Raw genomic sequence first — 22,964 nt, 5'->3', positions numbered from 1 at the left:
TCCGGTGTTCACACGAAACCCATCCGAAGGAGGAGACAGATGCTCGACTATCATCATCGTGTGGCAAAACCCCGTCAGCCCGGCAGGGCGGGACGCGTGTGGCAGTCCGTAGGCGACTCGTGGAGGACCCCCGTATGGCTGACGCTGATACTGGTCCCGTGGATCACGCCCATACCCGACTGGTGGTCGCCCGCCGTGCTGGCCATGATGCTGGCCGTGTCCGTCATCGCCCTGCCGGTCCCGATCCCCTCGGGGGACGGCGTGGTCAGGGCCGACGAGTGGGCCGGGGACATGGGAATGACACAGCTGGCCCGTCTCTCGCCCGTGGAGGACGCCCGTCGGTGGCGGCAACGCATCAGGCGACGCCGAGGCAACCGGATCCTGCGCGAGCTCGGCGTCGTACGTGACGCGAAGGACACGCCCGCCCGCGACTACGACGTGGCGTGGAACGAGAGGACGCACACGCTCGGGATCGGCGAGGGACTGGGCGCGGGACTGGCGCCCGACCGGCTGGGGACGGTCATGAAAACGGCGGCCCCGTGCATCGACATGGTCGACGCCCGCGTGACCCATGTGGACGGCGTCCGCTGCATGGTCGAGTTCCACGAGCATCCCCGGTACGTCGAACTCGACCCGCCGCGCACGCTCGACCGGCTGCCGTACGTGTCGAACGACGGGCACGGGCTGGCGCTCGAGATCGGCATGGGCGAACACCGCACGCCCCATGTGCTCCAGCTGCGCAACCTGCCGGGCCTGTGCGTGGGAGGGGCCTCGAGATCGGGCAAGACCCGCGCGGTCACGCTCCTGCTGGCCGGTCTCCTGCACGCGGGCTACGCGAGGGCGCTGGTCATCGACTGCAAGGCCGGATCCGACTACGAGTCGCCGCTCGGCCGTGACACGGGCTCGGTCCTGAGCATGGGCGCGACCGTGATCGCCGACGACGGCAGTCCGGAGAGCCTGAACCGGGTCAGGGATGCGCTCGACCATGAGGTCAGGGACATGCGCGAACGACAGCGACGCTACCGTCCCGCCTACTGGGATCACACGGTCACCGAAGCCGATCCCGTGCGCCTCGTGGTCGTGGACGAATGCCAGCAGCTATGGGCCAAGACCCGGGACCGCGGGAAGGCGGAGACGCTGCAGGCCATCCGGGGCGACCTGCTCACCCTCATCCGCGCCGGCGCGTCCGCGGGATGGATCACGATCCTGATCTCGCAGGACTGGACCGGCGACGTGATCGACACCGCGGTGCGCAGCCAGCTCGCCCGCATCGCGTTCTGGTCCGGCGAACGGTCCAAGACGCAGGCGGTCCTCGGGTGGACCAACGAACAGATCGAAGGCATGAGCTTCACCGGAGTGGAACGCGACCGGTGGCGCGGCCTGTCCATCATCGACACGGGCGACGGCGGCCAGTGGGTACGCTGGGACCGGCTCGCCTAGACCGCCGGCACGAAAGAGAAAAGCCGTAGTCCACATACGAAAAGGCCCGGGGCCTCGTCCGAACCCATTGCGGGGAGTGGACGACTCCGGGTCTTCCTCATGCGATCAGTCGGCGCACCGACCAGCATCGCACTACTTGTTGTCGTTCTGGGGGCCTCCCAGCGGCGTGACATCGTCGGCGTTCCAGCTGATCCCGTCACGTCCGTCGATCACCCACGGACGGGCCGTGAGGTCCGTGATCCGCACGCGGGCCAGATCGGCCATACGGACCGGTTCCACACGTGCCACGTTGATCTCGATCACCTCCTGTCGGCCGTCCGCGGGCCGTACCAGCACGCTCACCCGCTGCACGGGCACCCCGTCACGCAGCACGGGCTTGCCGTCCTGGTCCATGCGCGCCTCGGCCGAGAGGAACCTCATGTCCCCCAGGGCGGCGCAATCCACCGGTATGCGATTCATGATGAATCTCCCTTCGTTCCGGTCGCATGGGGACCATCCCCACGCACCCATGACTATGCGCATAGCCAAACCCCATGAACCAGAACACGACGGGCGGGGACAAGCCCCGAAGGGCGGCATCCGACGCCGGCGGCGGGAGGACCCCGATGCAACGCCTCGAGGAACGCCGCAACCTGCGCATCGACATGTGGCGGCGACGCAACCGGTCCGCCTCATGGCTCATCGACCATGCCATCGAACACGCCACCCGGACCGACCGGCTGCGCGGCTTCGCACTGCCCATGCGGCCCGCGAGATGCGGCTGGCCCCTGGGACGCGTGGACATGACCCTGATCGACGGACGCGCGTACGCCACCGGCCTCGAGCACTGCGCCAGCCCGTGGGCATGCCCCGTATGCACGCCCGTGATCCGCGCCCGCAGGGCCCGGGACCTCCAGCGGGCCGCGGACCGGTGGACCGGGGAGGGCCACGCGCTCGTGTTCGTCACGCTCACCCGCCCCCACACCAAGAGCGAGCCCCTTGCCGACGGCCTCGACCTCGTCGCCCGCGCATGGTCGGACATGACCGGCAGCCAGCGATGGCGCAAACTCAGGAACGATCTCGGGATCCGCCACCACGCCAGAAGCGTGGAGATCACCTGGAGCCCCGGCCACGGCTGGCACGCCCACGTCCACGCGCTCCTGTTCGCCGACGCGCCCGTGGACCGCAAGAGGCTGCAGGACGAACTGTGCGACATGTGGGGCCGGGCGCTCGAGCATCTCGGTTCCCGCAGGCCGTCGAAACGCCACGGGGTCCTGTGCGAGAACGTGGAGACCACACCCGAAGGAGCGGCCTCCTACCTGAGCAAGCCGCCCGACCGGATCGGCAGCGAGATCACCCGCATGGACCGCAAGCAGGGGCGCGGCCACGACTCCCTCACGCCGTTCCAGCTGCTCGACCCGCCCGTGATCCGACGACTGGGCGAATGGCGGGCGAGGAGCCTGTGGATCGAATACGTGGAATCCACCCAGCGACGACGCTCGATCACCTGGAGTCGGCATCTGAGAAGCAGCCTCGTGGGAGGACGGGAGGCCAGCGACCGGCAGATCATCGACGACACGATCCCGGGCATGCGCCTGTACCCCATTGCCCCGCGCACATGGCGCAGGCTCAGACGAAGCCCCACGCTCCTGGCGCACCTGTGCTCGCGCACCGAGACCGGGGAGGTCCCCATCGCGCTCGACATCATCCGCCTCATCGCCCACGAACGGGACGGGAAGACGGACGACGGGAACGACGAGGCGGAGCGACGATGCCCGCGCCCGTAAACACCGCTTCGGGGGAGACCGGGGACTCCGGGGGCTTTTCTCTCTTCCCCCTGCATGGATTAATGGGAGGAGCAGGGAAGAAAAAGAAGGACAGGGAGATCGCTCCCCCGCAGTCCCCAGAACCCCCGCCGTGGCGGGGACCCTACATGAGGATGTCGCCGTCGATCGCCTCCGCGACCTCGCCCGCCCGGTCGGGCCACAGGTCCGCGTACGTGTCGAGGGTCTCCGCGGCCGACGCATGCCCCATCACCGACTGCAGGGTCTTCACGTCGCACCCGTTGCGGATCGCGATCGACGCGTACGAGTGGCGCAGGGAATGGATCACGAGCCCCTCGATCCCGTCCATGCCCGCCGCCCGCAACGCGGGAGCCCAGACCCGATTCCGCCAATTGTTCGTGGTCTGCCGCCCGCCGCGGGGAGCGCGGACCAGATACTCGTCGTCCCCGTGACCGTCCGCGAGACCGGCCAGCAGGGGCGTCAGGCTACCCGGGACCGGTACACGCCGGGTGCGATTTCCCTTGGGCAGGGTCTCGACGATCCGATCGTCGGCGTCAACGGATTGGGTGCGGTCCACCGCGATCGTATGACGGTCGAAATCCACGTCCCCGCACCGCAACGCCATCATCTCGCCGATGCGGATGCCCGTGTAGGCCAGCAGGTACACGCACGCCGCGTCGGCTGGCCTCATCTGACCGGCGATGGCCCGGATCTCCTCCGGCGTCAGGTACACGCGCGGTACCCGGGGCACCTGCCGGGGGACCTTCACGCCCTTCACGGGATTCCGGAGCACCCAGCCCTCGCTCATGGCATGGGAGAACACGGCGCCGGTCACGATCGAGACGATCGAGCGGATCGATTTCGCCGCCAGGGGACGGGCCTGTCCGATCCTGCCGTCGCGAGGGGCCTCGCCGCGCACCAGCTGCGCCACCCACGCCTGCAACGCGCCCGTGGTGATCCGCCCCAAAGGCACCGATCCCCAGCGGGGCAGCACCCACACGCGCAATTCGCGCCTATACCTCGCCTCGGTACTGCCCTTGACGCCGCCCGACAGCGTGGCCTCCCACAGGCGTGCCACCTCGCCGAACGAACGTTCCATATCATCGGGGCTGACATACCGGTCGGAACGGATGTCGTCCTCCAGACCGGCCATGAACGCCTCCGCATCCCGGTAGTCACGGAAGCTGCGCCGACGCCGCTTCCCGTCCGCACGCCAGTACACCGCCCAACGCGAACCCCTGCCATACGCCGCGGTCCGAAACTCCTCGGGCACCGCGGCCCGCCCGGGATCATCCATGCGCATCGACAGGCTGCGTTTCACCGACGCGGGGGGATCCACCCGTACCACGCCGCCATCCGAAAGTCGTTTCTCCGCCGGTTTCAGCCACCGGTCCTCGATCCATGCTCGTGCCATGATGATCCCTATGCGTCCGGCAGTGCCACGCGACGCATAGCCACGGGCATGAACACCACGCAACACCAATCAGCATCGGCCGTGACGGAGACCGGCGTCCTGCTCACCCCGGCACAGGCCGCACGCATCCTCGGCATTCCCACAAGCACGCTGGCCCGATGGCGCAGCGAACGACGCGAACTGCCATACGTGAAGGTCGGCAGGGTCGTCAGATACCGGCGCGGGGACCTCGACCGATGGATCGACCAGCGGACCGTCCGACCGCTCGGATAGGCCGTTCCAAGCCCAGCAATGTCCCCTGAATGTCCCCTACGACGCAAAAAGGCGGAATCCCACGTCCTGAAAACGTTGGGACTCCGCCATTCTGGTCGGACCGGCGGGATTTGAACCCGCGACCCCTTGACCCCCAGTCAAGTGCGCTACCAAACTGCGCTACGGTCCGATGCTGCTAAGCGCAACGAGAAAACAGAATATCACATCATCGTCGTCCCGCAAATCCTCGGCGTGGCGCAAGCTCCATCGCCACCCCGCAATCACCTCAGCGACTCTCCGGCAATGCACGTTACCGTCTCAGCAGCGCGCCCCAGCACCTGTCACCGCCGCAGAAACTCACGGATATCCTCGAATTCCCGCTCGCACACATCATGCCGCATTCCCTCGTAGGTCCGCTCCTCCACCCGGGCGAAACCGGCGAGCGCCTTGCGTATCGCCTCCTTCTGCCGATCGGGAATCTGTCGGTCGAGAGTGCCGTATCCGAGGAACACGGCCGGTCGCCCACCGCCACCAAGACCATCACCACGGGCATCGCCATCACCACCAAGCCCCGCGCCGCCAAGGTCAGGCGTCACGGTCCGGTCATCATGGAACGAGGGGGCGAGCAACACCGCGGCGTCGAAGACGTCCGGGTGATCGGCGAGCAACCGGTAGGACAGATACCCGCCCTGGGAGAATCCGACGAGCACGATCCGTCTCCGCCGCAATCCGTTCGCATCCAATAGGGTCACGATCCTGTCGCCGATCGCTGAGCACTGCGACTGAATCCGCGCGTCATCCCATCCGACACTGTCGTACCACGCGTATCCGCCGAGGTATCGCCGGCCGATCGGACCGCGCACGGTCATATAGTCGGCTTCCGGGTCGATCGCCTTGATGATGCGGATCATCTCCTGCTCGTCGTTGCCGTATCCGTGGAACATCACATACAGGTCAGCGGCACCATCCGAATCACCGGTACCGTCCGGACCATCAATACCATCATGGCCGAAATCGATGTCGGAGATCATCGTCAGTCGCATGTCACACCTCACTCCCGCCGCCGTACGCGTTATCGACCGCGCCGTCAAGGATCCGGTCGATCACGTCCCGGCCTCGCAGGACGTTCACCCATTCGTCCGGGATGCCGGTCCGCCCGCCGAATCCGTAGACGATGCCGGCGAGCGCACCGACGACCGCGGCCGTGGTGTCGGTGTCGAGACCTAGGTTCACGGCGGTGCGCACGCAGTCGGCGTAGGAGTCCGTGACGGTCAGGCACCAGAATGCGGCCCGTAGCGTGTGACGGACGAACCCGGTGGATTCGATCTCCTCGCGCGGGGTTTCCCAGAGCCGGTCGAAGCCGATGGCGGCGGCCGCTTCCCGTGCGGTCCGGCCGTCGATGAGCATTCGGGCCGCATGCACGTAGGCCACGCAGGCGTCGGTGCTGATTCGGTGGGCGTGGGTGATCGCGCTGGATTCGCGGATTTCGTCGTCGGAGACGGGGAAGAACGCGAGCGGAATGGAGCGCATCAGCGAACCGTTGCCGTTGTCGTATTCGCCGGTCATGCCGCGGCCGGTTTCGAGGGCCCGGTCGGTGGCGATACCGACGTCGAAGACGATGCCGTCGGCCGTGTAGTCGCCGTCGTAGCGCCATGCGCGGAACCGTTCGCGCAGATCGTCGGGGTTGACCCGGCCTCCGCAATGGCCGAAGGAATCCAAGGTGGCGAGCATCATCGACGTGTCGTCGGAGAACGTGCCGGCCGGGCGTCGATGCGCGCCGCCGCCCGTCATGGTCTCGCACCGGAAGGTGTCCCGCTCCCGGAATTCGTAGGGCACGCCAAGCGCGTCCCCCACCGCCTCGCCATACACGGCCGCCTTGAGCCGCGCAGCCCACGGATCGTTCTGCCGATCGACCATAAAGCACTCCTTTGATATTGCCGTTCTGCAGGGCCACACATGACCCCGGTGTCATGATTTGCAGAGATTGATGATGTCCAACGCGACTCTGGCATGCTCTTTGCGGCGGAAGTCAAGCATGATGCTGGGCTTCCACCCGGTTCGGGCGATGGTCAGTGTCCTGCCTGCGAGCCGGGCCGAGACGACATCGTCGTAGTACGTCACCTCGGTGCTCTTGAAGAACAGTCCCTTGTCCTTTTCGATTCGGTTGCCGTACAGACGGAACGAGCCGCCGTCGTACAGTGGAACGCTCATATCGGCATCCATATCGCTCATGTCGCCTGCTCTTCATCCTTGGGATGCTTGCGCGGTCGTCCACCTCCCACGCCGCGGCCGGGCCTATTGCGGTTCCATTCATCGATCGTCTCGGCCGACCAGCCTCGTGTACGGCCGATCATCGCGTCCGGTTCGGGCAGCTTGAGACTGAGCAATGCCCCCTGCGTGATGCCGAGACGTTCGGCGACCTGCTTGACGCCAAGGTAATGCTCAGTCATTGCGACCTCCAAACAGTCCGAGAGTGAGACAGTTGATTCCGGCCGCGATGGCAAACAGCGCCGTAATCCACCCCGCCACGCCATTCATCGCGCACGCGGCGGCCAACAGCGCGAAACTCAGGCCACCCAATCCTTGTAATCTGTTCATGATTGCCCTCCTGAATACGCCGCAACATGTATGAACGTATGTATAAATACCGTATCGTTCGCCCCCGTCATCAAAAAGGAAAACCAACGTACGATTTCAGGCTTCCCGCTCTGGGGAAGCTGGCGGCGAAGCCGTCTGATGAGGGGATGGGAACAGGGAGGGATCAGCGCGGAACGCCCGGGATCACTCCGCCCAGCCCTGCCCCTCCGTGCGGGGAGGCGCCGCATCCTCGCGTTCGTCGCGGTCGCGGCAGTCGGCGCAGGTGCCGAAGACCTCGAGGATGTGGCTGTTGACGGTGAAGCCGTTCTCCTGCGCCACGCGGCGGAACCAGGTTTCGCTCGGCGGCTCGATGTCCACGGTCTTGCCGCACCGCTCGCATACCAGATGATGATGGTGATGCGAGGAGTCCTCCCCGCAGTCGCGGAACAGCTGCTCGCCGCCCATACGGATCGTGTCGGCCTCGCCTTCGGCGGCCAGATTGTTCAGCTGACGGTACACCGTAGCCAGACCGATCCTGGAACCCGCGTCGACCAATCGCCGGTGCAGACCCTGCGCGGACACGAAGTTCCGGGTTTCCCGCAACGCCTCACGCACCGCTTCCTTCTGCGCGGTCCGTCTCGTCACATGCTCGGCCATGACATCACTCCCCCGCCGGCATAGCCGCCGACGTCATCATCGCCGCCGATTCCGTATCAGCGGCGGCACTGTCACCGATATCGCAAACCGTTATCGGTCATCATCGTCTCCCATTCTACGGTCATCGCCTCCGGAGGCACACGGCAGGATCCACGGACCTCATCCCCGCCGCACGCCCATCGTAGCGTCGCCATCAACGCACCGCCGACGCACCTCAGCCTGCCGCCACCTCATATCACCGGCACGCCGCCAACCCATCCCTCACATGCCACCATCCCCACCCCCCCACGTTACCACAAGCGCAACCGCACATTACGCATGTTCATTTCACCTATTCATAGATAACCAAACCATAACATTTCCCAATAAAGAGAAGACCTTACGTCATCTCACCCCATATTCGACACGCCGAGAGAACGGCTTAAAACCTACCAACCGGTAGGCATTTTGCGCCAGCGCTTGCACAACGAGGCAAGGTGACTATCGTAAGTCATGTCAGCCAAACAGGCCGACGATCAAACAGACATCCGATGATCCGAAAACGGATCGACAAGAAGGAGACCATCATGGACTTCAAGAAGAGCATCCTCCACGGTTTCGCTATGTACGGCGCCTCCACCATGACCGGCGTTGCCTCCAACAAGCAGGTTGCCGAGACCATCCTCGACATCGCCAACGAGCGCTGAACCCGTTCGGCATACCGCCGATAGCAAGCGACCGACAATATCAGCCAAGAACAACACCATACGAAAGGTAAGGTAAGGATCATGGCCAACAAGAGCATTTTCGGCAGCTTCATCAACTACTGCGCCGAGAACCTGATGCCCGCAGCCATCGCTCAGGAGAAGATGGCCGAGGCCCAGCGTCGCGGCATCGCCCGCTGAACGCGGCGATAGCGACAGCGCAGCAACTGCAACAACTGCAACACACAGACAAAATACACAGACAAGGCGTACGGACAACGGCGTCCGCATACCAAGTTTGCGGAACCATCAGATCTTCATAATCATCAGATCTGCATAACGATGCGGCCAAGGGCCGCCTTTTTCATATGTACAGAAAAGCCGTCCCGATCACAGGCACCGGATTCGGTTCCGTAATCGAAACGGCTTGACACTGATCGCATCACCCACCGGTCAAGATATCATCGATTGACATATCACCGACCGGCAGATCATCCAATCACTTCAGATCGTCCCACACCCCGGTGGCCTCCATCTCGGCCATCGTGCGTTCGGGATCGTCGGTGAGCACCGTCACATGACCCATCTTGCGGTTGTGCTTGGCCACGGCCTTGCCGTAGTCATGCACGTTCCATTCGGGATGCGTCGGAATCTGCGCGCGGGCCGGTCCGAGATGCTGGCCGAGCAGGTTGAACATCACCGCCGGGCTGAGCAGCTTCGGCTGAGGGATCGGCCATCCGGCGATGCCGCGGATGTGCGCGTCGAACTGGTCGATCGAGCACGCCTCGATGGTGTAGTGCGCGGAGTTGTGCGGACGCGGCGCCAGCTCGTTCACCAGCACGCGACCGTCCTTGGTGACGAACAGTTCGATGCCGAGCGTACCGGCCAGCTTGAAGCCGCCTGCCAGGGTCTTGGCCAGCTCGTGGGCGCGGGCCTCCACCGCCGGCGCCACCGAAGCGGGGGCCAGCGTCACATGCAGGATGTTGTTCTTGTGGATGTTGCGCACGATCGGGAACGTCACGTAATGCTCGCCGTCGCCCGACACCATGATCGACGCCTCGAAGTCGAAGTCCACGAAGCCTTCGAGGATCGCCGGCGGGAAGTCGTCGTCGGGCCACACCCGCTCCAGATCGGAGGCGTCGTGCAGCACGATCTGTCCGTGGCCGTCGTAGCCGCCCTCGCAGGTCTTGAGCACGGCCGGGTAGCCGAGTTCGGCCAGCGCGGCGTCCAGATCGGCGCGGTTGTTCACCGCACGCCACGGCGCGGTCTCGATGCCGTGCCTGTTGATGAAGCTCTTCTCGGCGATGCGGTTCTGCGTCACGCGCAGCAGGTCGGTGCCCTGCGGCACGGCCACCTGCCCACGCACCTCGTCCAGCGCGTCGGCGTCCACGTTCTCGAATTCGTAGGTGAGCACATCACTTTTCTCGGCGAGCTCGCGGATGGCCTGCTTGTCGTCATAGTCGGCCACCACCTGGAAGTCGCCCACCTGGGCCACCGGGCAGTCCGGGGTCGGGTCGAGCACGCCGATGCGGAAGCCCATGTATTTGGCGGACAGCGCCATCATGCGGCCGAGTTGACCGCCGCCGACGATGCCGATCGTGGCACCGGGCTCAAGCATCGTCACCTTGCCGTTCGTCTCCTCAGACAAGCTGGGCATTGGATTCCTCCACCTTCTTCTTCAGACCTTCGCGGTACTCCTGCAGGGCCTTGGCGAGACGCTCGTCCGTGGTGGAGAGGATGCTCACGGCCAGCAGACCGGCGTTCGTGGCGCCGGAGTTGCCCACGGCCGTGGTGGCCACGGGGATGCCGCCGGGCATCTGCACGATCGACAGCAGCGAATCCCAGCCGGACAGCGCATGCGAGCGCACCGGCACGCCGATCACCGGCAGCGTGGTCTGGGCGGCCACCATGCCGGGCAGGTGTGCGGCACCGCCGGCGCCCGCGATGATCACATGAATGCCCTTTTCACGGGCGGAATGCGCGAAATCGGCCATCAGTTCGGGCGTGCGGTGCGCGGACACCACCTGCTTGGAATACGGGACCTCGAATTGATCGAGCATCTCGCAGGCATGCTTCATCGTCTCCCAATCACTGGCAGACCCCATTACGACAGCGACAAGTGGCGTGTTTTCGGCCATGACTCAACCTCCGTTCGTGGAACACGCACCACTGTACGCACTGCTCGGCACAAATCCAACAACCGACGTCCAACAACCGCCGGCAAATCCGGAAGGCCATAAGACATCGGCCGGGCCCGGCAACCGAATCCCCTCGACCCGCACCGGGCAGCCATGTTCCGAAGATCAGTTTTCGGCGATGACCTCCACGCGCACCTTCTTGCCGCGCAGGAAGATGATCGCGTCGCGGATGTTGCGCTCCGGCCCCTCGAAGATGCCGACGATCCCGCCGATCGGATACTTGCCGACGATCTGGATGTCGGCGAGCATGATGTTCACGTCGATGCCGAACTTGCGGGTGACCAGCGAAACCAGCGGTTCGGAGACGTCCTCGCTCACGTACCGCAGGGAGATCAGCTTCTGCCCGGGGCGCAGATCCACCACCGGATCCGGTCCGGCGAGCAGATCGGAGACCTTGCCGAGACTCGACGCGGACTGCACGAACGCGCGGGTCCGGTCGGCCTGCGGATCGGCGATCACCGCGTGGGCCGGCCCCTCCTCCACGACCAGTCCCCGGTCGAGCACGATCACGTTGTCGCAGATCTCCTTGATCGCGGAGATCTCGTGGGTGGCGAGCACGACGGTGATGTTGCGTTCCTTCACCAGCTGGCGGATCAGCCGCAGGATCTCCCGGCTTTCAAGATGGTCGAGCGCGCCGGTGACCTCGTCGAGCAGAAGGATCCGCGGTTCGTCCGCGAGCGCCCGGGCCACGGAGGCCCGCTGCAGTTCGCCGCCGGACAGCTGTGCGGGATACAGGTTCCGCAGGGCACGCAGTCCGAGGGCGCGCAGCAGGTGCAGTGCGATCTCGGAGGGTTCCAGCCGCGGCTTGTCCTTGTCTTCGCCGAGACGGTCCCGCCTCTCCTGCGCATGCTGGGCGACCTCGGCGACGGATTCGATGATGGTCTGGTCCGGCGCCAGATCCGGGGTCACGCCGACCTTCGCCACGTTGGCGAGCAGTTCGGTGCGATCGGCGTCGTCGAGCTCCCGGATCGAACGTCCGAACAGTTCCACGGTGCCGGAGGTGGGCCGGATCTCCCCGGCGATGAGCTTGAGCAGCGTGCTCTTGCCCGCACCGCCAAGACCGATCACCCCGTAGATGCGACCCTGTTCCAGATGCAGGTCCACGCCCTTCAGCAGGGATTTCGGTCCGTCCGGGGTGAGTACCGTCTTCGTCACGTCACGGATCACTATCGAATCGGCCAAGGCAGTCCCCCTTTCATCGCACACTTCCGCTCACTATGCACTGTCTGCGATGGTATTGCAGTTTGTCGATCGTTTCCAGCCACACGCTAGGGAGTGTTGCCGGCAAAACGCTGGACGTCGGATCGACCGATGCTGGAAAATCACTGGAACGACAAGGGTTTCGTCAGGTCCGGCACCGTCGGATATAAGCGACGTCTGTATGCCGGTATCAAATAATCGTCATACCCGCCACCCGGCACGCCGATGGTCGGGCCATGCCCGCGCGGTCACGGCCCGGCCACCGGGTGATCACGGTCCAGTCACCGGGCGATCGGCCGGCCACCGGGTGATCACAGAGTCGTCACAGGGTGATCACGACCTTGCCGAACACGTCGCCGGACTGCACTTTGGCGAACGCCTCGGGAGCCTGATCGATCCCGTAGACGCCGTCGATGACGGGATGCAGATCGGCGTGCTCCACGAATCGCAGCAGTCGGCCGAAGTCGTCCCGGGTGCCCATGGTGACGCCCTGCACGCGGATGTCCTGGAAGAACACGCGGGTGAGTTCGGCTCCCGGCTGGTCGCCGGTGGTGGCGCCGCAGATGGCGATGACGCCGCCGGGGCGCACGGATTTGACGGAGTGGCTCCACGTCGCCGCGCCCACCGATTCGATGACGGCGTCCACCTTGCGCGGCAGCCGCTCGCCCGGTTCGAACGCCATGTCGGCGCCCAGCTTCAGGGCCTTGGCCCGCTTGGCTTCGCTGCGCGAGGTGACGAACACCTCGAGGCCGGCCGCGTGGGCCAGCTGGATCGCCGCGGTAGACACGCCGCCGCCGGCGCCCTGCACCAGGATCGTGTCGCCCGGCTTCACGTTGGCCGCGGAGAACACCAGCGAGTAGGCGGTCAGCCAGCTGGTGCCCAGCGCCGCGGCCTCGCCGAAGTCAAGGTTCGCGGGCTTGGCGAACACGTTGGCACTCGGCACGGCCGTCCGTTCGGCCAAGGTGCCGGGATACCGCTCGGACAGGATGCTGCGCCGCTCCCCCGGCGCCACGCCGTTGCCGTCGGTACCGACGAAGGTGTACAGCACCACTTCGCTGCCGGCCTTGAGCCCCTTGCGCACGGGGACGTCCTCGTCGAGGATGCCCGCGGCGTCGGTGCCGAGGATCATCGGGGTCTGCTTGGCGGAGAGTCCCACGCCCTGCAGACTCCATAGATCATGGTGGTTCACGGTCGCGGCCTTCACCGTGATCGTGGACCAGTATTCGCGCGGCTGCGGCTCGGACTGGTCGCCCACGCCCAGCGCGGCGAGCGGGTTCTCGGGGTTCACATCGGCGGCGTATACGGCTTTCATCGGCGTTCCTTTCTTCCGGTCTGCTTTCATTATCGTCTGGCCGGCGGCTCCCTCGCGGCACCGCCACACCGCAAGCGGCACCGCCACCGCGAAAACCGCTACCGCGAAATCGGTAGATGGTGAGAATGTTCCGACAACGGGGGACGCATGACGTGCTGCCCGGTTACAATCGGTTGCCGGAACGCGTGGACACGGTGGCAGCCGTCCGCCCGCGGACGCCACGGCGGACATCACAGGGAGAGCCACACCAAGGAGAGCATTGGATGAGCGATTATCTGGCACACATCGACGGCACCGAGGACCTCAAGCGTCTTGGCATCGATCAGTTGCCCGATCTCGCCGACGAGGTGCGCCATACCCTGCTTGACTACTGCGCGGCGTGCGGCGGCCATGTGGGGTCGAATCTCGGCGTGGTGGAGGCCACCATCGCCCTGCACTACGTCTTCGATTCGCCCGAGGACCACATCATCTTCGATGTCTCCCATCAGAGCTATACGCACAAGATGCTCACCGGACGCCGTCGGGCATTCACCGATCCGGACCGATATGGCACGGTGACCGGCTTCACGAATCCGCTGGAAAGCGCGGACGATCCGTTCGTGCTCGGCCACACCGGCACGTCGATCTCACTGGCCTGCGGCATGGCCCGCACGCGCGATCTGCTCGGCGGAACCAACCATGTGGTCGCGGTGATCGGCGACGGCTCGCTCTCCAGCGCGGTGGCGTTCGAGGGACTGAACGAGGCCGGCGAGCTGGGCAGCGGCCTGCTGATCGTGGTCAACGACAACGAGATGTCGATCGCCGAAAACCATGGTGGCATGTACGCGAATCTGGCCGGGCTGCGGGCCAGCAACGGCACCGCGGAACATAATCTGTTCCGTGATTTCGGATTGGACTACCGGTATGTGGAGCGGGGCAACGACGTGGCCGAACTGGTCCGAGCGTTCCGCGAGGTGAAGGACCTCGATCATCCGGTGGTCGTCCATATTCATACGACGAAGGGGTTGGGCCTGAGCCCGTCCGAGGAGGGACGGGTGGAGAGCAACCACTGGCACAATGCCGTGAGCGCCGCCGGCCGGCCGCTCGGCGCGCGCAAGGTCTACGGCATGCGGGCGATGGATGCGCTGGCCGACCGCTTCGACGCCGAACCCGGTCTGATCGTGATCTCCCCCGCCACGCCGGGGTCGAACGGCATCACCCGCGAATTCCGGGCGGCGGCGGGTCGGCATTACCTCGATACCGGCATCACCGAGGAGCATGCGGTCGCTTTGGCGGCGGGCATCGGCAGGGCCGGCGGAACCCCCGTGCTGGCGACGTCGGCCACGTTCTTCCAGCGGGCCTACGATCAGATCCATCAGGAGTTCGCACTCAACCGGGTGCCGGGGACGCTGCTGATCTTCGGCGGCGGGGTCTCGGGGACCGACAACACCCATTCCGGCGCGACCGACGTGGTGATGTTCGGCAACATCCCGGGCCTGACCTGTCTGGCACCGACCTCGGGAGACGAATTCCTCGACATGCTCGCCTGGGCGACCGGCCCGGCGAAGCATCCGGTGGCGATCCGCGTACCCGGCGAGGCGGTGCTCGCCGCGGAACGGGCGGGTGGGTATCCGGCATATCCGTCGGCATCCGATACGACGTCCTGCACTCCGACGGCTGACGATTATCACCGATACCGCATCACCCACCGCGGGCATGAGGTCGCCCTGATCGGACTGGGCAATGCGTATCCGCTGGCCGAATCCACCGCGCGGACGCTGGCCGGCCACGGCATCGACGCCACGGTGATCAACCCCCGTCAGTATTCCACGCTGGACGAGCAGACGCTGCTCGGATTGCAGGCCGATCACCGGATGGTCGTCACCATCGAGGACGGTCAGCTTGACGGCGGCTGGGGCGAGAAGATCACCGCGTTCTACGCAAACCACACCGCGGACCATACGGATCATACGACCGGCCGCTCCCCCATGCAGGTGCTGAACGTCGGGGCGGCCAAGGAGGTCACCGACAAGGTCCCCATGACCATGCTGCGCGAACGGTACGGTCTGACTGCCGATCGGATCGGCGAACGGGTGCTGGACCGGCTGGGCCGATAAGCCAGTAAGTCGATAAGCCAGTAAACAGCCGATGACGATCAGGACGCCGGATACGGCAAAAAGCCGGCTGAGGCGATAGGCCATCAGCCGGCTGAAACGATGATTCATCGGATCGGTTGGTCAGTCCGTCATATCGGTTGGCCGGATGGTCCGTCGGATCGATAATCCGTCAGACCATCCGTCGGCAACGGGGATCCGTCAGTAGAATTCGACGGTGTTGACCACGGCCCGCATCGGCTTGCCGTCGAGGAACGCCGTGGCGTCCTGCGCGAACCTGCGGGCGATGCGCTCCTCCTCCTTGCTGCTCAGCGCGGCGGTGTGGGGGCTGACCACGACCTGCGGGTGGGTCCAGAACGGCGAGTCGGCCGGCAGCGGCTCCTGCTCGAACACGTCCATGGCGGCGAAGGCCACGCGTCCGTCGTCCAGAGCCTTGAGCAGTTCGGTTTCGTCGATCACGGTACCGCGGCCGACGCTGGAGATGATCGTGCCGGGCTTCATGTTGGCGAAGACGTCCTTGCCAAGCATGTGGTACGTCTGGTCGGTGCCGGGCAGGGTGTTGATGATGGCGTCCACCTCGCCGACGACGTCCGGCAGCTGGGCGGCGGAGACCACCCTGTCGACGCCCTCGACCTGCGGATTGCCTTCGGCCACGCCGATCACGCGGGCGCCGAGCGCGTTGAGACGGCGCACGCATTCGGAGCCGATGCCGCCGAGGCCCATCACCAGCACGGTCATCTCGTCCACCTGACGCATCTCCCAACGGTCGGGCCAGGTCTTCGTGCCCTTGTCGGCGAGCAGTCGCGGCAGGTTCTTGGCGCCGGCCAGCACGCCGAAGACGGCGAATTCGGCCAGCGGGCCGCCGTGCACGCCTGCGCTGGTGGTGAAGACGATGCGGTCGAGGTCCTCGCGGCTCAGGTTCGCGTCCTTGATCTGGCTGCCGCCGCCGGCCGCGGTGGTCATCACCCATTTGAGATCGGGGTTGGCCTTGACCGTGCGGGCGAGCGCCTCGGGTTCGACGTCGGGGATGCCGAACAGCACGTCGGCCGAGTCGACCAGGTCATCGAAGGCCTGCTGCTGCTCGGGGGTGCGGTGGAAGTCGGGGTCGCCGGACCAGTCGGCGGGGCCGCGCATCGGCTTGAGCAGCGTGTGGTCGCGGATAAGATCGATGCGGGGCTCCAGGGTTTCGACCAGCTGGCAGAGTCGCTCGTTCAGCGGCACGGCCACCACGACGCGCAGTCGGCGGTCGGACGCCGAGGTCGCCGAGGCGTTGGCGACGGGTGCGGTGGAGGCGTTGGGGGTTGCGGTTGTCATGAATGAGGTTCCTTTCATTGCAATCAATATGGTTCGGGTTGCCGGACGGATCGGATCGCCTGGCGGATCAAACCACCGAGGCGATCAGATCACCGGGTTGTTCAGGCCACTGGGTCGTTCAGGCCACGGATTGATCAGGCCACCGAGGCGAGCGGCGTGGCGATGGCTTCGGGCACGACGACCGGGTCGCTCGCGGAGGACCGCTCGTGCTGGGAAATCTTCACGGCGTCGTCCAGACGGGTCAGGTCACGGCCGGCAGTTTCCGGAACCATGAACGTGGAGAGCGTGGTGATGGCGGCGAGCACCGTCATGTACACGGCCATGAGCACCCAGTTCGCGTTGCTGACCGCGATGATGTAGGAGCCGAGCACGCCGGCCAGACCACCGGCGACCACGGCGGAGAGCTCGCGGGCCATGGCCACGCCAAGGTAGCGGTGGCGGGCGCCGAAGAGTTCGGGGAACATGGCGCACTGCGGGCCGAGCATGAAGTTCACGCCGAAACCGACGCCGAGGGCGACCACGGCCACGGCGATGAAGTGGTTGCCCAGCGAGAGCAGCCACCATGCCGGGAAGGCGAAGACCAGCAGGAACACGGAGCCGAAGCGGTAGACGGCGCGGCGGCCGTACTTGTCGGAGAGGGCGCCGGAGAACGGCACGGTGAACAGGCCGATCAGCGCGCCGAGGGCCACGCCCCAGGAGAGGATGCCCTTGTCGGCGGTGGAACCGACCACGGCCACGAAGTACGACATCGACAGGGTCTGCAGCATGTAGCTGCCGCCGTTTTCGGCCATACGCATGCCGAACGCGGCCACGACGCCGGGGGTGCCGCTGGTGAACAGCTCGCGCAGCGGGTGCTCGGAGACCTGATCGGCGGCCTTGAGCTCCACGAAGGTCGGCGATTCACGCAGGTGCATACGAATGAACAGGGCGAGCAGGATCAGCAGGAACGAGGCGAGGAACGGGATGCGCCAGCCCCAGGCCATGAGCTGCTGCTCGGGCATCAGGGTGAGCAGGAAGAAGGCGACGGAGGCCATGAGGCTGCCGGCCTGAATGCCGATGTACGGCAGGGCGGCGAAGAATCCGCGCTGCTTGACGGGCGCGTATTCGGCCATGAGCACCGAGGAGCCGGTCTGCTCGGCGCCGGCGCCGAAGCCCTGCAGCAGTCGGGCGATCACCAGCATGATCGGCGCGGCCATGCCGACCGATTCGTAGGTGGGCAGGAAGCCGATGGCCGTGGAGGAGCCGCCCATGAGGATGATGGTGACGACCAGCACCCATTTGCGGCCGATCTTGTCGCCGAGACGGCCGAAGATCAGACCGCCGAACGGACGGGCGATGAAGCCGACGCCGAAGGTGGCGAACGAGGCGACCGTGGCCATGGCCGGATTGTCCTGCGGGAAGAACAGGGTGTTGAAGATCAGTGCGGTGCACAGGCCATACAGCGCGAAGTCGAAGTATTCGAGGGCGCTGCCGAGGCTGGAGGCCAGTGTGGCCCGCTTGAGCTGATCGGCGTATTCGGCCTCGCTCATCTGCGAGGAGGCCGGGTTGACTGCGGATGTCATCATAATCTCCTTTGATTATGGGTTGGATGACTGTCGGTTGAAAGATTGGGGAATCGGGACGGGGACGAGATCGGCCGGCCGGGGATGCCGGCCGAGGATGCCGACTAGCGCAGCAGGTAGCCGCCGTCGACGGGGAGCATGACGCCGGTGACGTAGTCGGAGGCCGCCGAGCAGAGGAACACCATGGCGCCCATGAGCTCCTTGGGCTCTCCCCAGTGGCCGGCGGGGATGTGCTCGCGGATCTCCACGCTGCGGACGGGATCCTCCTGCAGGGCCTTGGTCATCGGGGTGTTGATGTATCCGGGGGCCAGACCGTTGACCTGGATGTTGTGCGGGGCGAGCGCGTCCGCGTAGGCGCGGGTGAGGCCCATCACCGCGTGCTTGCTGGCCGCGTAGGGGTAGATGAACTTGCCGGCGCGGTACGACTGCATGGATCCGATGTTCACGATCTTGCCGCTGTTCTGCTTGATCATCACCTTGGCGACCTCGTGGGAGAGGTAGTACAGGGCGTTGAGGTTGAGGTCGATCACGGCCTTCCAGTCCTCGTCGGGGAAGTCCACGAGATCGTGCCTGCGCTGCATGCCGGCGTTGTTGATGAGCACGTCGATGCGGCCGAACGCCTCTAGGGCCTTCTCCACGATCACCTTGGCGGCGCCGGGTTCGGTGATGTCCTGCTTGAGGAAGACGACCCGGCGGCCGTTGGCCTCCACGTCGGCGCGGGTCTCGTCCCAGCCCTTGTCGTCATAGGACACGACGAACACGTCGGCGCCGACCCGGCTCACAGCCTGCGTGTAGTACCGGCCCAGTCCGCTGGCACCACCGGTGATCAGCACCACCTTGTCGGTGAGTTCGAAGCTGTTGATGGAAAACTCCGCCATGGTATCCATATCTCCTTTGATGGTGGGTAAGGCATAGTAACCGGTATAGGTTATCGATATTTTCAATACCGGAAAACTGCTGTGTTTTGTTTTGGTGTATCGATACCCCAAAGATATACCCGAGTCGGAAAAACCGTCAACCGACGGCGTGTTGCCACGGTTTGCAACGGCTTTCGGAAACCCGCCTCTCCCCCGGATCCGGCCATATGGTCCGGCCGGCGCGAAACCGTTCTAGACTGGTGACCCGTATCAGGCGGCCACGGGAGACCGGGACGGGCGGCCGATACGAAGACGAGGACGAAGACGACATCGACGGAGGCGACGACATGGCCAAGGTGACCATCGCGGACATCGCGCGCGAGGCGCAGGTTTCCGTGACCACGGTCTCCCGGTTCATCAACGGCAACTACGGCAAGATGAGCCAGACCACCAGAGACCGGATTCAGCAGACCGTGGACCGGCTCGAATACCGGCCGAGCGCCTCGGCCCGACGCATGCGCCAGCAGTCGACCCATGTAGTCGGCGTGATCGTCGCCGACATCTCCAACGTCTTCTCCTCGCTGCTGTTCAACGGCATCTACGCGGAACTGCAACCCGCGGGATACGACGTCATGCTCATGAACTCCAACAATGCGATCGAACAGGAGCACGGGGAGATCGACCGGCTGCTCTCCCAGGAGGTCGACGGCCTGATCATCCAGCCGAACTCCCGCCGGTTCGCCACCTACGAACCCATCATCTCCTCCCGCACGCCGCTGGTCATGGTCGACCGCGAAACCACCGACCAGCCCGAAACCGTTTCCAAGGTGGTGAGCGACAACGAGGACTCCTGCCGCCGTCTGGGCGAGACCCTCGCCGACCTCGGGTACGAGAACCTCGTGGTGGTCAGCCGCACGCGCAGCGAGGTCTCCGCCCAGGCCCTCCGTATCGCCGGACTGCGCAGGGCCGCCGAGGAACGGCACATGCTGATGCTCACCATCGAGGCGGATTCCCACGACGGCGACTGGCTGCAACGGGAGATCGGCACCACGCTGGATCATCTGAACGGCCGGACCGCGCTGATCTCACTGATGGGCCCGCTGCTGTTCGATGTGCTCGCCGTGCTTCGGACGCTGGGCATCCGGTATCCGCAGGACATCGGCCTGGTGAGCTTCGACGACTGGCGCTGGTCGCAGTACGTGCAGGACGGCATCTACCTGCTGGAACAGGATCCGCAGCTGCTGGGACGGCAGGCGGCACGCAATCTGCTCGACCAGATCCGCTCGCGCGGCGACGACAAGACCGGCGACCCCTACGCCGCCAGCCAATGGATCACCCTGCCCGTCACCACCGTGGCATCCCCATCGGTCTGACGGCCGGGCGGAAGCCCTCGCCTTCTCCTCCGACTCGCCTTCCCCTCCGAGGGGGAAAGTGGCCGACAAGAACTAAGAACGGGATGACGATAGTCCGCCCATCCTCACCTTCCCTCCGATTTGCCTTCCCCTCCGAGGGGAAGGTGGCCGACGAAGTCGGACGGATGAGGTGACGATGACAAAGCACGGCCGCCGAACATCCAAATCGAGGCCATGGGCCACCTTCACCTCATCAGTCAGCTCCGCTGACAGCTTCCCCTGCCAGGGGAAGCCCCTCCGCATGCGAACCGGCAAATTCATCAGGGACCATCACGGACGAAACCACTGCCATCGGGTCCCATCGTGTCCGGAATGACCGGCGGCCAAAGCAAAAATCCCTTGGAATCCTAACGATTTCAAGGGATTGGACGTGACCCCGGCCGGGCTCGAACCGGCGACCTTGAGATTAGAAGTCACATGCTCTATCCAGCTGAGCTACGGGGCCAAAAACAACGAGAACACAGTATACCAGCCTGCCCGTGACATACCATGGTGACGACATCGGCGTCTTACGGGGAGGTTCATATGACCGCAGCGCACACCACGGACCGGCAGTCCGAAGACTTCACCGACATGAACCGCACGCCGGGGAAACAAGCCGAACGCCGTCCGAAGGACCTGCCGATCGCTAAGGTGTGGCATTTCGCCATCGGACAGTTCGGCTGGGCCATGCTGTCCGGACTGATCTCCAACTGGCTGGTGTACTTCTATCAGCCGGATCGCGAATCCATCTCTCAGGGACAGACCGTCTTCGTGCCGCAGGGACTGGTGCTGATCGGACTGTTCACCGTCATCGGCGCGATCACGGCGTTCGCCCGATTCTTCGACGCCTTCGTGGATCCGGCCGTGGCGAGCCTGTCGGACCGCTGCCGCTCCAAGGCCGGCCGACGCATCCCCTTCCTGCGATTCGCGGCTCTGCCGCTCGCCGCGGTCACCGTACTGGTGTTCTGGAGCCCGATCAACGGCACGAGCTGGGTCAACGCCGCGTTCCTGTTCCTCATGGTGATGGGCTATTACGTGGCGCTCACGTTCTACTGCACGCCGTACAACGCGCTGATCGCCGAGCTCGGGCACGATTCGAAGCAGCAGCTGACCATCTCGACGGCGATCTCGTTCACCTGGGTGGCCGGCACCGCGATCGCCTACGTGGCGCCGGTGATCTGGAACCTGTTCCTGCCGGCGATGGGTCGCGTCAATGCCATTCGCGTCACGTTCACCATCATCGCCGCCGTGGCCTTCGTCTGCATGCTGGTGCCGACGTTCTCGATCCGGGAACGGGATTACGTCGACTCCCACCCCACCGATGAGTCCGCCCTGCGTTCGCTTGCGCAGACCTTCCGCAACGGCGAGTTCCGCAAGTTCGTCGGGTCCGACATCGTGTACTGGGTGGCGGTGACCATGTTCCAGACTGGACTGCCGTTCTTCGTGACGAGTCTGCTCGGCCTGCCCGAAACCACCACGACCATCTATTTCGTGCTGATGACCGTGGTGTCGGTGTGCTTCTATCTGCCGGTCAACCGGCTCGCCGGGCGTCTCGGCAAGAAACGGCTGATGCTGATCGGCTTCGTCATCTTCACCTGCTCGTACGCCTATGCGGGATTGCTGGGCTCTCCCCTGATCGGTGTACTGCCGCCGATGGTGCAGGGACTGGCGCTGGCCGTGGTGGCGGCGATTCCCATGGCCATCTTCGGCATCCTGCCGCAGGCGGTGGTGGCGAACATCGCCGGGGCGAGTGCGGCGGAGACCGGGGAGAATCGCGAAGGCATGTTCTATGCGGCGCGCACGTTCGCCATGAAGATGGGGCAGAGCGTGTCGATGCTGCTGTTCACCGGATTGGCAACGATCGGCGCGGCAAGCGGATCGGGGACGGGATACCGGCTGTCGGCGTTCTGCGCGGCGGCATTGTGCGGACTGGGAGGCATCATCTTCGCGTTCTACGATGAGCGGAAGATTCTGCGCAGACTTGGGGAATAGGCCGGGACCTGCATTCTTGAGTTCACTCTTTGGGGTGCCTCGGCAAAGAGTGAATCGGAAGCGAACAACATCGAACGCGAAGACGCCCCGTGAGCGGCGAATCGAACACCGCTCATGAATAACGGACAACAATCGGTTCACTCTTTGGGGCGGCCGGAAAAGAGTGAACTGGTTTGGGTATGACATGGCCCCGCCGGGGGTGCCGGCGGGGCCACCAGCGTGTGCTAGTCGGTGAGGCTGAGGACGTAGTCCCTGA

The 22,964-nt window shown here is 65.1% G+C and carries 21 protein-coding genes and 2 tRNA genes; 6 read left to right on the top strand and 17 right to left on the bottom strand.

Annotation, left to right across the window (positions count from 1 at the left end):
• Window positions 1-39 precede the first annotated feature (39 nt).
• On the top strand, window positions 40-1,440 hold the full coding sequence (locus tag CSQ87_RS10400; RefSeq protein WP_100513805.1) for a hypothetical protein: 1,401 nt from the start codon (window positions 40-42) through the stop codon (window positions 1,438-1,440).
• Window positions 1,441-1,572: 132 nt separating this feature from the next.
• On the opposite strand, the gene CSQ87_RS10395 is transcribed toward CSQ87_RS10400, so the two are convergent.
• Complete coding sequence (locus CSQ87_RS10395; RefSeq protein WP_100513804.1) at window positions 1,573-1,899, bottom strand: hypothetical protein; 327 nt, start codon at window positions 1,897-1,899, stop codon at window positions 1,573-1,575.
• A gap of 146 nt (window positions 1,900-2,045) precedes the next feature.
• Between CSQ87_RS10395 and CSQ87_RS10390 the strand changes: the two genes are divergently transcribed.
• Window positions 2,046-3,206, top strand: coding sequence for a protein rep (locus CSQ87_RS10390; RefSeq protein WP_100513803.1), 1,161 nt, complete (start codon window positions 2,046-2,048; stop codon window positions 3,204-3,206).
• Between the two features lie 142 nt (window positions 3,207-3,348).
• On the opposite strand, the gene CSQ87_RS10385 is transcribed toward CSQ87_RS10390, so the two are convergent.
• A complete protein-coding gene (locus CSQ87_RS10385; RefSeq protein ID WP_100513802.1) occupies window positions 3,349-4,617 on the bottom strand; it encodes a tyrosine-type recombinase/integrase in 1,269 nt (422 codons plus the stop codon).
• An 81-nt stretch (window positions 4,618-4,698) separates the two neighbouring features.
• Between CSQ87_RS10385 and CSQ87_RS10380 the strand changes: the two genes are divergently transcribed.
• Entirely contained in the window at window positions 4,699-4,890 is a 192-nt protein-coding gene (locus tag CSQ87_RS10380) for a helix-turn-helix domain-containing protein (RefSeq protein WP_243388915.1), read from the top strand.
• A 92-nt stretch (window positions 4,891-4,982) separates the two neighbouring features.
• Here CSQ87_RS10380 and CSQ87_RS10375 read toward each other — a convergent pair.
• The 11 genes from CSQ87_RS10375 to CSQ87_RS10330 form a co-directional block, all read right to left on the bottom strand.
• A tRNA-Pro gene (locus CSQ87_RS10375) sits at window positions 4,983-5,059 on the bottom strand.
• A 151-nt stretch (window positions 5,060-5,210) separates the two neighbouring features.
• Window positions 5,211-5,912: an alpha/beta hydrolase gene (locus tag CSQ87_RS10370; RefSeq protein ID WP_100513800.1), complete on the bottom strand. Its 702-nt coding sequence runs from the start codon at window positions 5,910-5,912 to the stop codon at window positions 5,211-5,213.
• Window position 5,913: 1 nt separating this feature from the next.
• A complete protein-coding gene (locus CSQ87_RS10365) occupies window positions 5,914-6,786 on the bottom strand; it encodes an ADP-ribosylglycohydrolase family protein (RefSeq protein ID WP_100513799.1) in 873 nt (290 codons plus the stop codon).
• Between the two features lie 51 nt (window positions 6,787-6,837).
• Window positions 6,838-7,080, bottom strand: coding sequence for a hypothetical protein (locus CSQ87_RS10360; protein WP_133122393.1), 243 nt, complete (start codon window positions 7,078-7,080; stop codon window positions 6,838-6,840).
• 17 nt (window positions 7,081-7,097) lie between these two features.
• A complete protein-coding gene (locus CSQ87_RS10355) occupies window positions 7,098-7,319 on the bottom strand; it encodes a hypothetical protein (RefSeq protein ID WP_100513797.1) in 222 nt (73 codons plus the stop codon).
• Entirely contained in the window at window positions 7,312-7,467 is a 156-nt protein-coding gene (locus CSQ87_RS10960; RefSeq protein ID WP_165776830.1) for a hypothetical protein, read from the bottom strand. The genes CSQ87_RS10355 and CSQ87_RS10960 overlap by 8 nt, the downstream gene beginning before the upstream one ends.
• 183 nt (window positions 7,468-7,650) lie before the next feature.
• Entirely contained in the window at window positions 7,651-8,103 is a 453-nt protein-coding gene (locus tag CSQ87_RS10350; RefSeq protein WP_100513796.1) for a Fur family transcriptional regulator, read from the bottom strand.
• A 1,182-nt stretch (window positions 8,104-9,285) separates the two neighbouring features.
• Complete coding sequence (purK, locus tag CSQ87_RS10345) at window positions 9,286-10,443, bottom strand: 5-(carboxyamino)imidazole ribonucleotide synthase (RefSeq protein ID WP_165776829.1); 1,158 nt, start codon at window positions 10,441-10,443, stop codon at window positions 9,286-9,288.
• Window positions 10,427-10,924: a 5-(carboxyamino)imidazole ribonucleotide mutase gene (gene purE / locus CSQ87_RS10340; RefSeq protein WP_100513795.1), complete on the bottom strand. Its 498-nt coding sequence runs from the start codon at window positions 10,922-10,924 to the stop codon at window positions 10,427-10,429. The genes purK and purE overlap by 17 nt, the downstream gene beginning before the upstream one ends.
• Before the next feature lie 165 nt (window positions 10,925-11,089).
• Window positions 11,090-12,166, bottom strand: coding sequence for an ATP-binding cassette domain-containing protein (locus CSQ87_RS10335; RefSeq protein WP_165776828.1), 1,077 nt, complete (start codon window positions 12,164-12,166; stop codon window positions 11,090-11,092).
• 340 nt (window positions 12,167-12,506) lie between these two features.
• Window positions 12,507-13,496, bottom strand: a complete 990-nt coding sequence (locus tag CSQ87_RS10330) for a zinc-binding dehydrogenase (protein ID WP_100513793.1) — start codon at window positions 13,494-13,496, stop codon at window positions 12,507-12,509.
• Between the two features lie 263 nt (window positions 13,497-13,759).
• Here CSQ87_RS10330 and CSQ87_RS10325 point away from each other — a divergent pair, with 263 nt between their 5' ends.
• The gene (locus CSQ87_RS10325) at window positions 13,760-15,592 is read left to right on the top strand and encodes a 1-deoxy-D-xylulose-5-phosphate synthase (protein WP_100513792.1); all 1,833 of its coding nucleotides are present in this window, start codon (window positions 13,760-13,762) and stop codon (window positions 15,590-15,592) included.
• Window positions 15,593-15,790: 198 nt separating this feature from the next.
• Here the strand turns inward: CSQ87_RS10325 and CSQ87_RS10320 are convergent, their stop codons facing one another.
• The 3 genes from CSQ87_RS10320 to CSQ87_RS10310 all read right to left on the bottom strand — a co-directional run bounded on the left by CSQ87_RS10320 (window position 15,791) and on the right by CSQ87_RS10310 (window position 19,343).
• Window positions 15,791-16,903 (bottom strand): D-2-hydroxyacid dehydrogenase, encoded by a 1,113-nt coding sequence (locus tag CSQ87_RS10320; protein WP_100513791.1) that lies wholly within the window; start codon window positions 16,901-16,903, stop codon window positions 15,791-15,793.
• A 134-nt stretch (window positions 16,904-17,037) separates the two neighbouring features.
• Window positions 17,038-18,468: an MFS transporter gene (locus tag CSQ87_RS10315; RefSeq protein WP_207761144.1), complete on the bottom strand. Its 1,431-nt coding sequence runs from the start codon at window positions 18,466-18,468 to the stop codon at window positions 17,038-17,040.
• Between the two features lie 101 nt (window positions 18,469-18,569).
• Window positions 18,570-19,343: a glucose 1-dehydrogenase gene (locus tag CSQ87_RS10310; protein ID WP_100513822.1), complete on the bottom strand. Its 774-nt coding sequence runs from the start codon at window positions 19,341-19,343 to the stop codon at window positions 18,570-18,572.
• 326 nt (window positions 19,344-19,669) lie between these two features.
• On the opposite strand from CSQ87_RS10310, the gene CSQ87_RS10305 reads away from it, so the two are divergent.
• Window positions 19,670-20,695: a LacI family DNA-binding transcriptional regulator gene (locus CSQ87_RS10305; RefSeq protein WP_100513821.1), complete on the top strand. Its 1,026-nt coding sequence runs from the start codon at window positions 19,670-19,672 to the stop codon at window positions 20,693-20,695.
• A 410-nt stretch (window positions 20,696-21,105) separates the two neighbouring features.
• Here the strand turns inward: CSQ87_RS10305 and CSQ87_RS10300 are convergent.
• A tRNA-Arg gene (locus CSQ87_RS10300) sits at window positions 21,106-21,179 on the bottom strand.
• A 128-nt stretch (window positions 21,180-21,307) separates the two neighbouring features.
• Between CSQ87_RS10300 and CSQ87_RS10295 the strand changes: the two genes are divergently transcribed.
• Window positions 21,308-22,708: an MFS transporter gene (locus tag CSQ87_RS10295; RefSeq protein WP_100513820.1), complete on the top strand. Its 1,401-nt coding sequence runs from the start codon at window positions 21,308-21,310 to the stop codon at window positions 22,706-22,708.
• The last annotated feature ends 256 nt before the right edge of the window (window positions 22,709-22,964 follow it).

This window comes from Bifidobacterium simiarum, assembly GCF_002802905.1.
In the GTDB taxonomy this organism is placed as follows: domain Bacteria; phylum Actinomycetota; class Actinomycetes; order Actinomycetales; family Bifidobacteriaceae; genus Galliscardovia; species Galliscardovia simiarum.
Note: the sequence above shows the minus strand (reverse complement) of the source record. Positions and strands in the feature narration are given on the sequence as shown.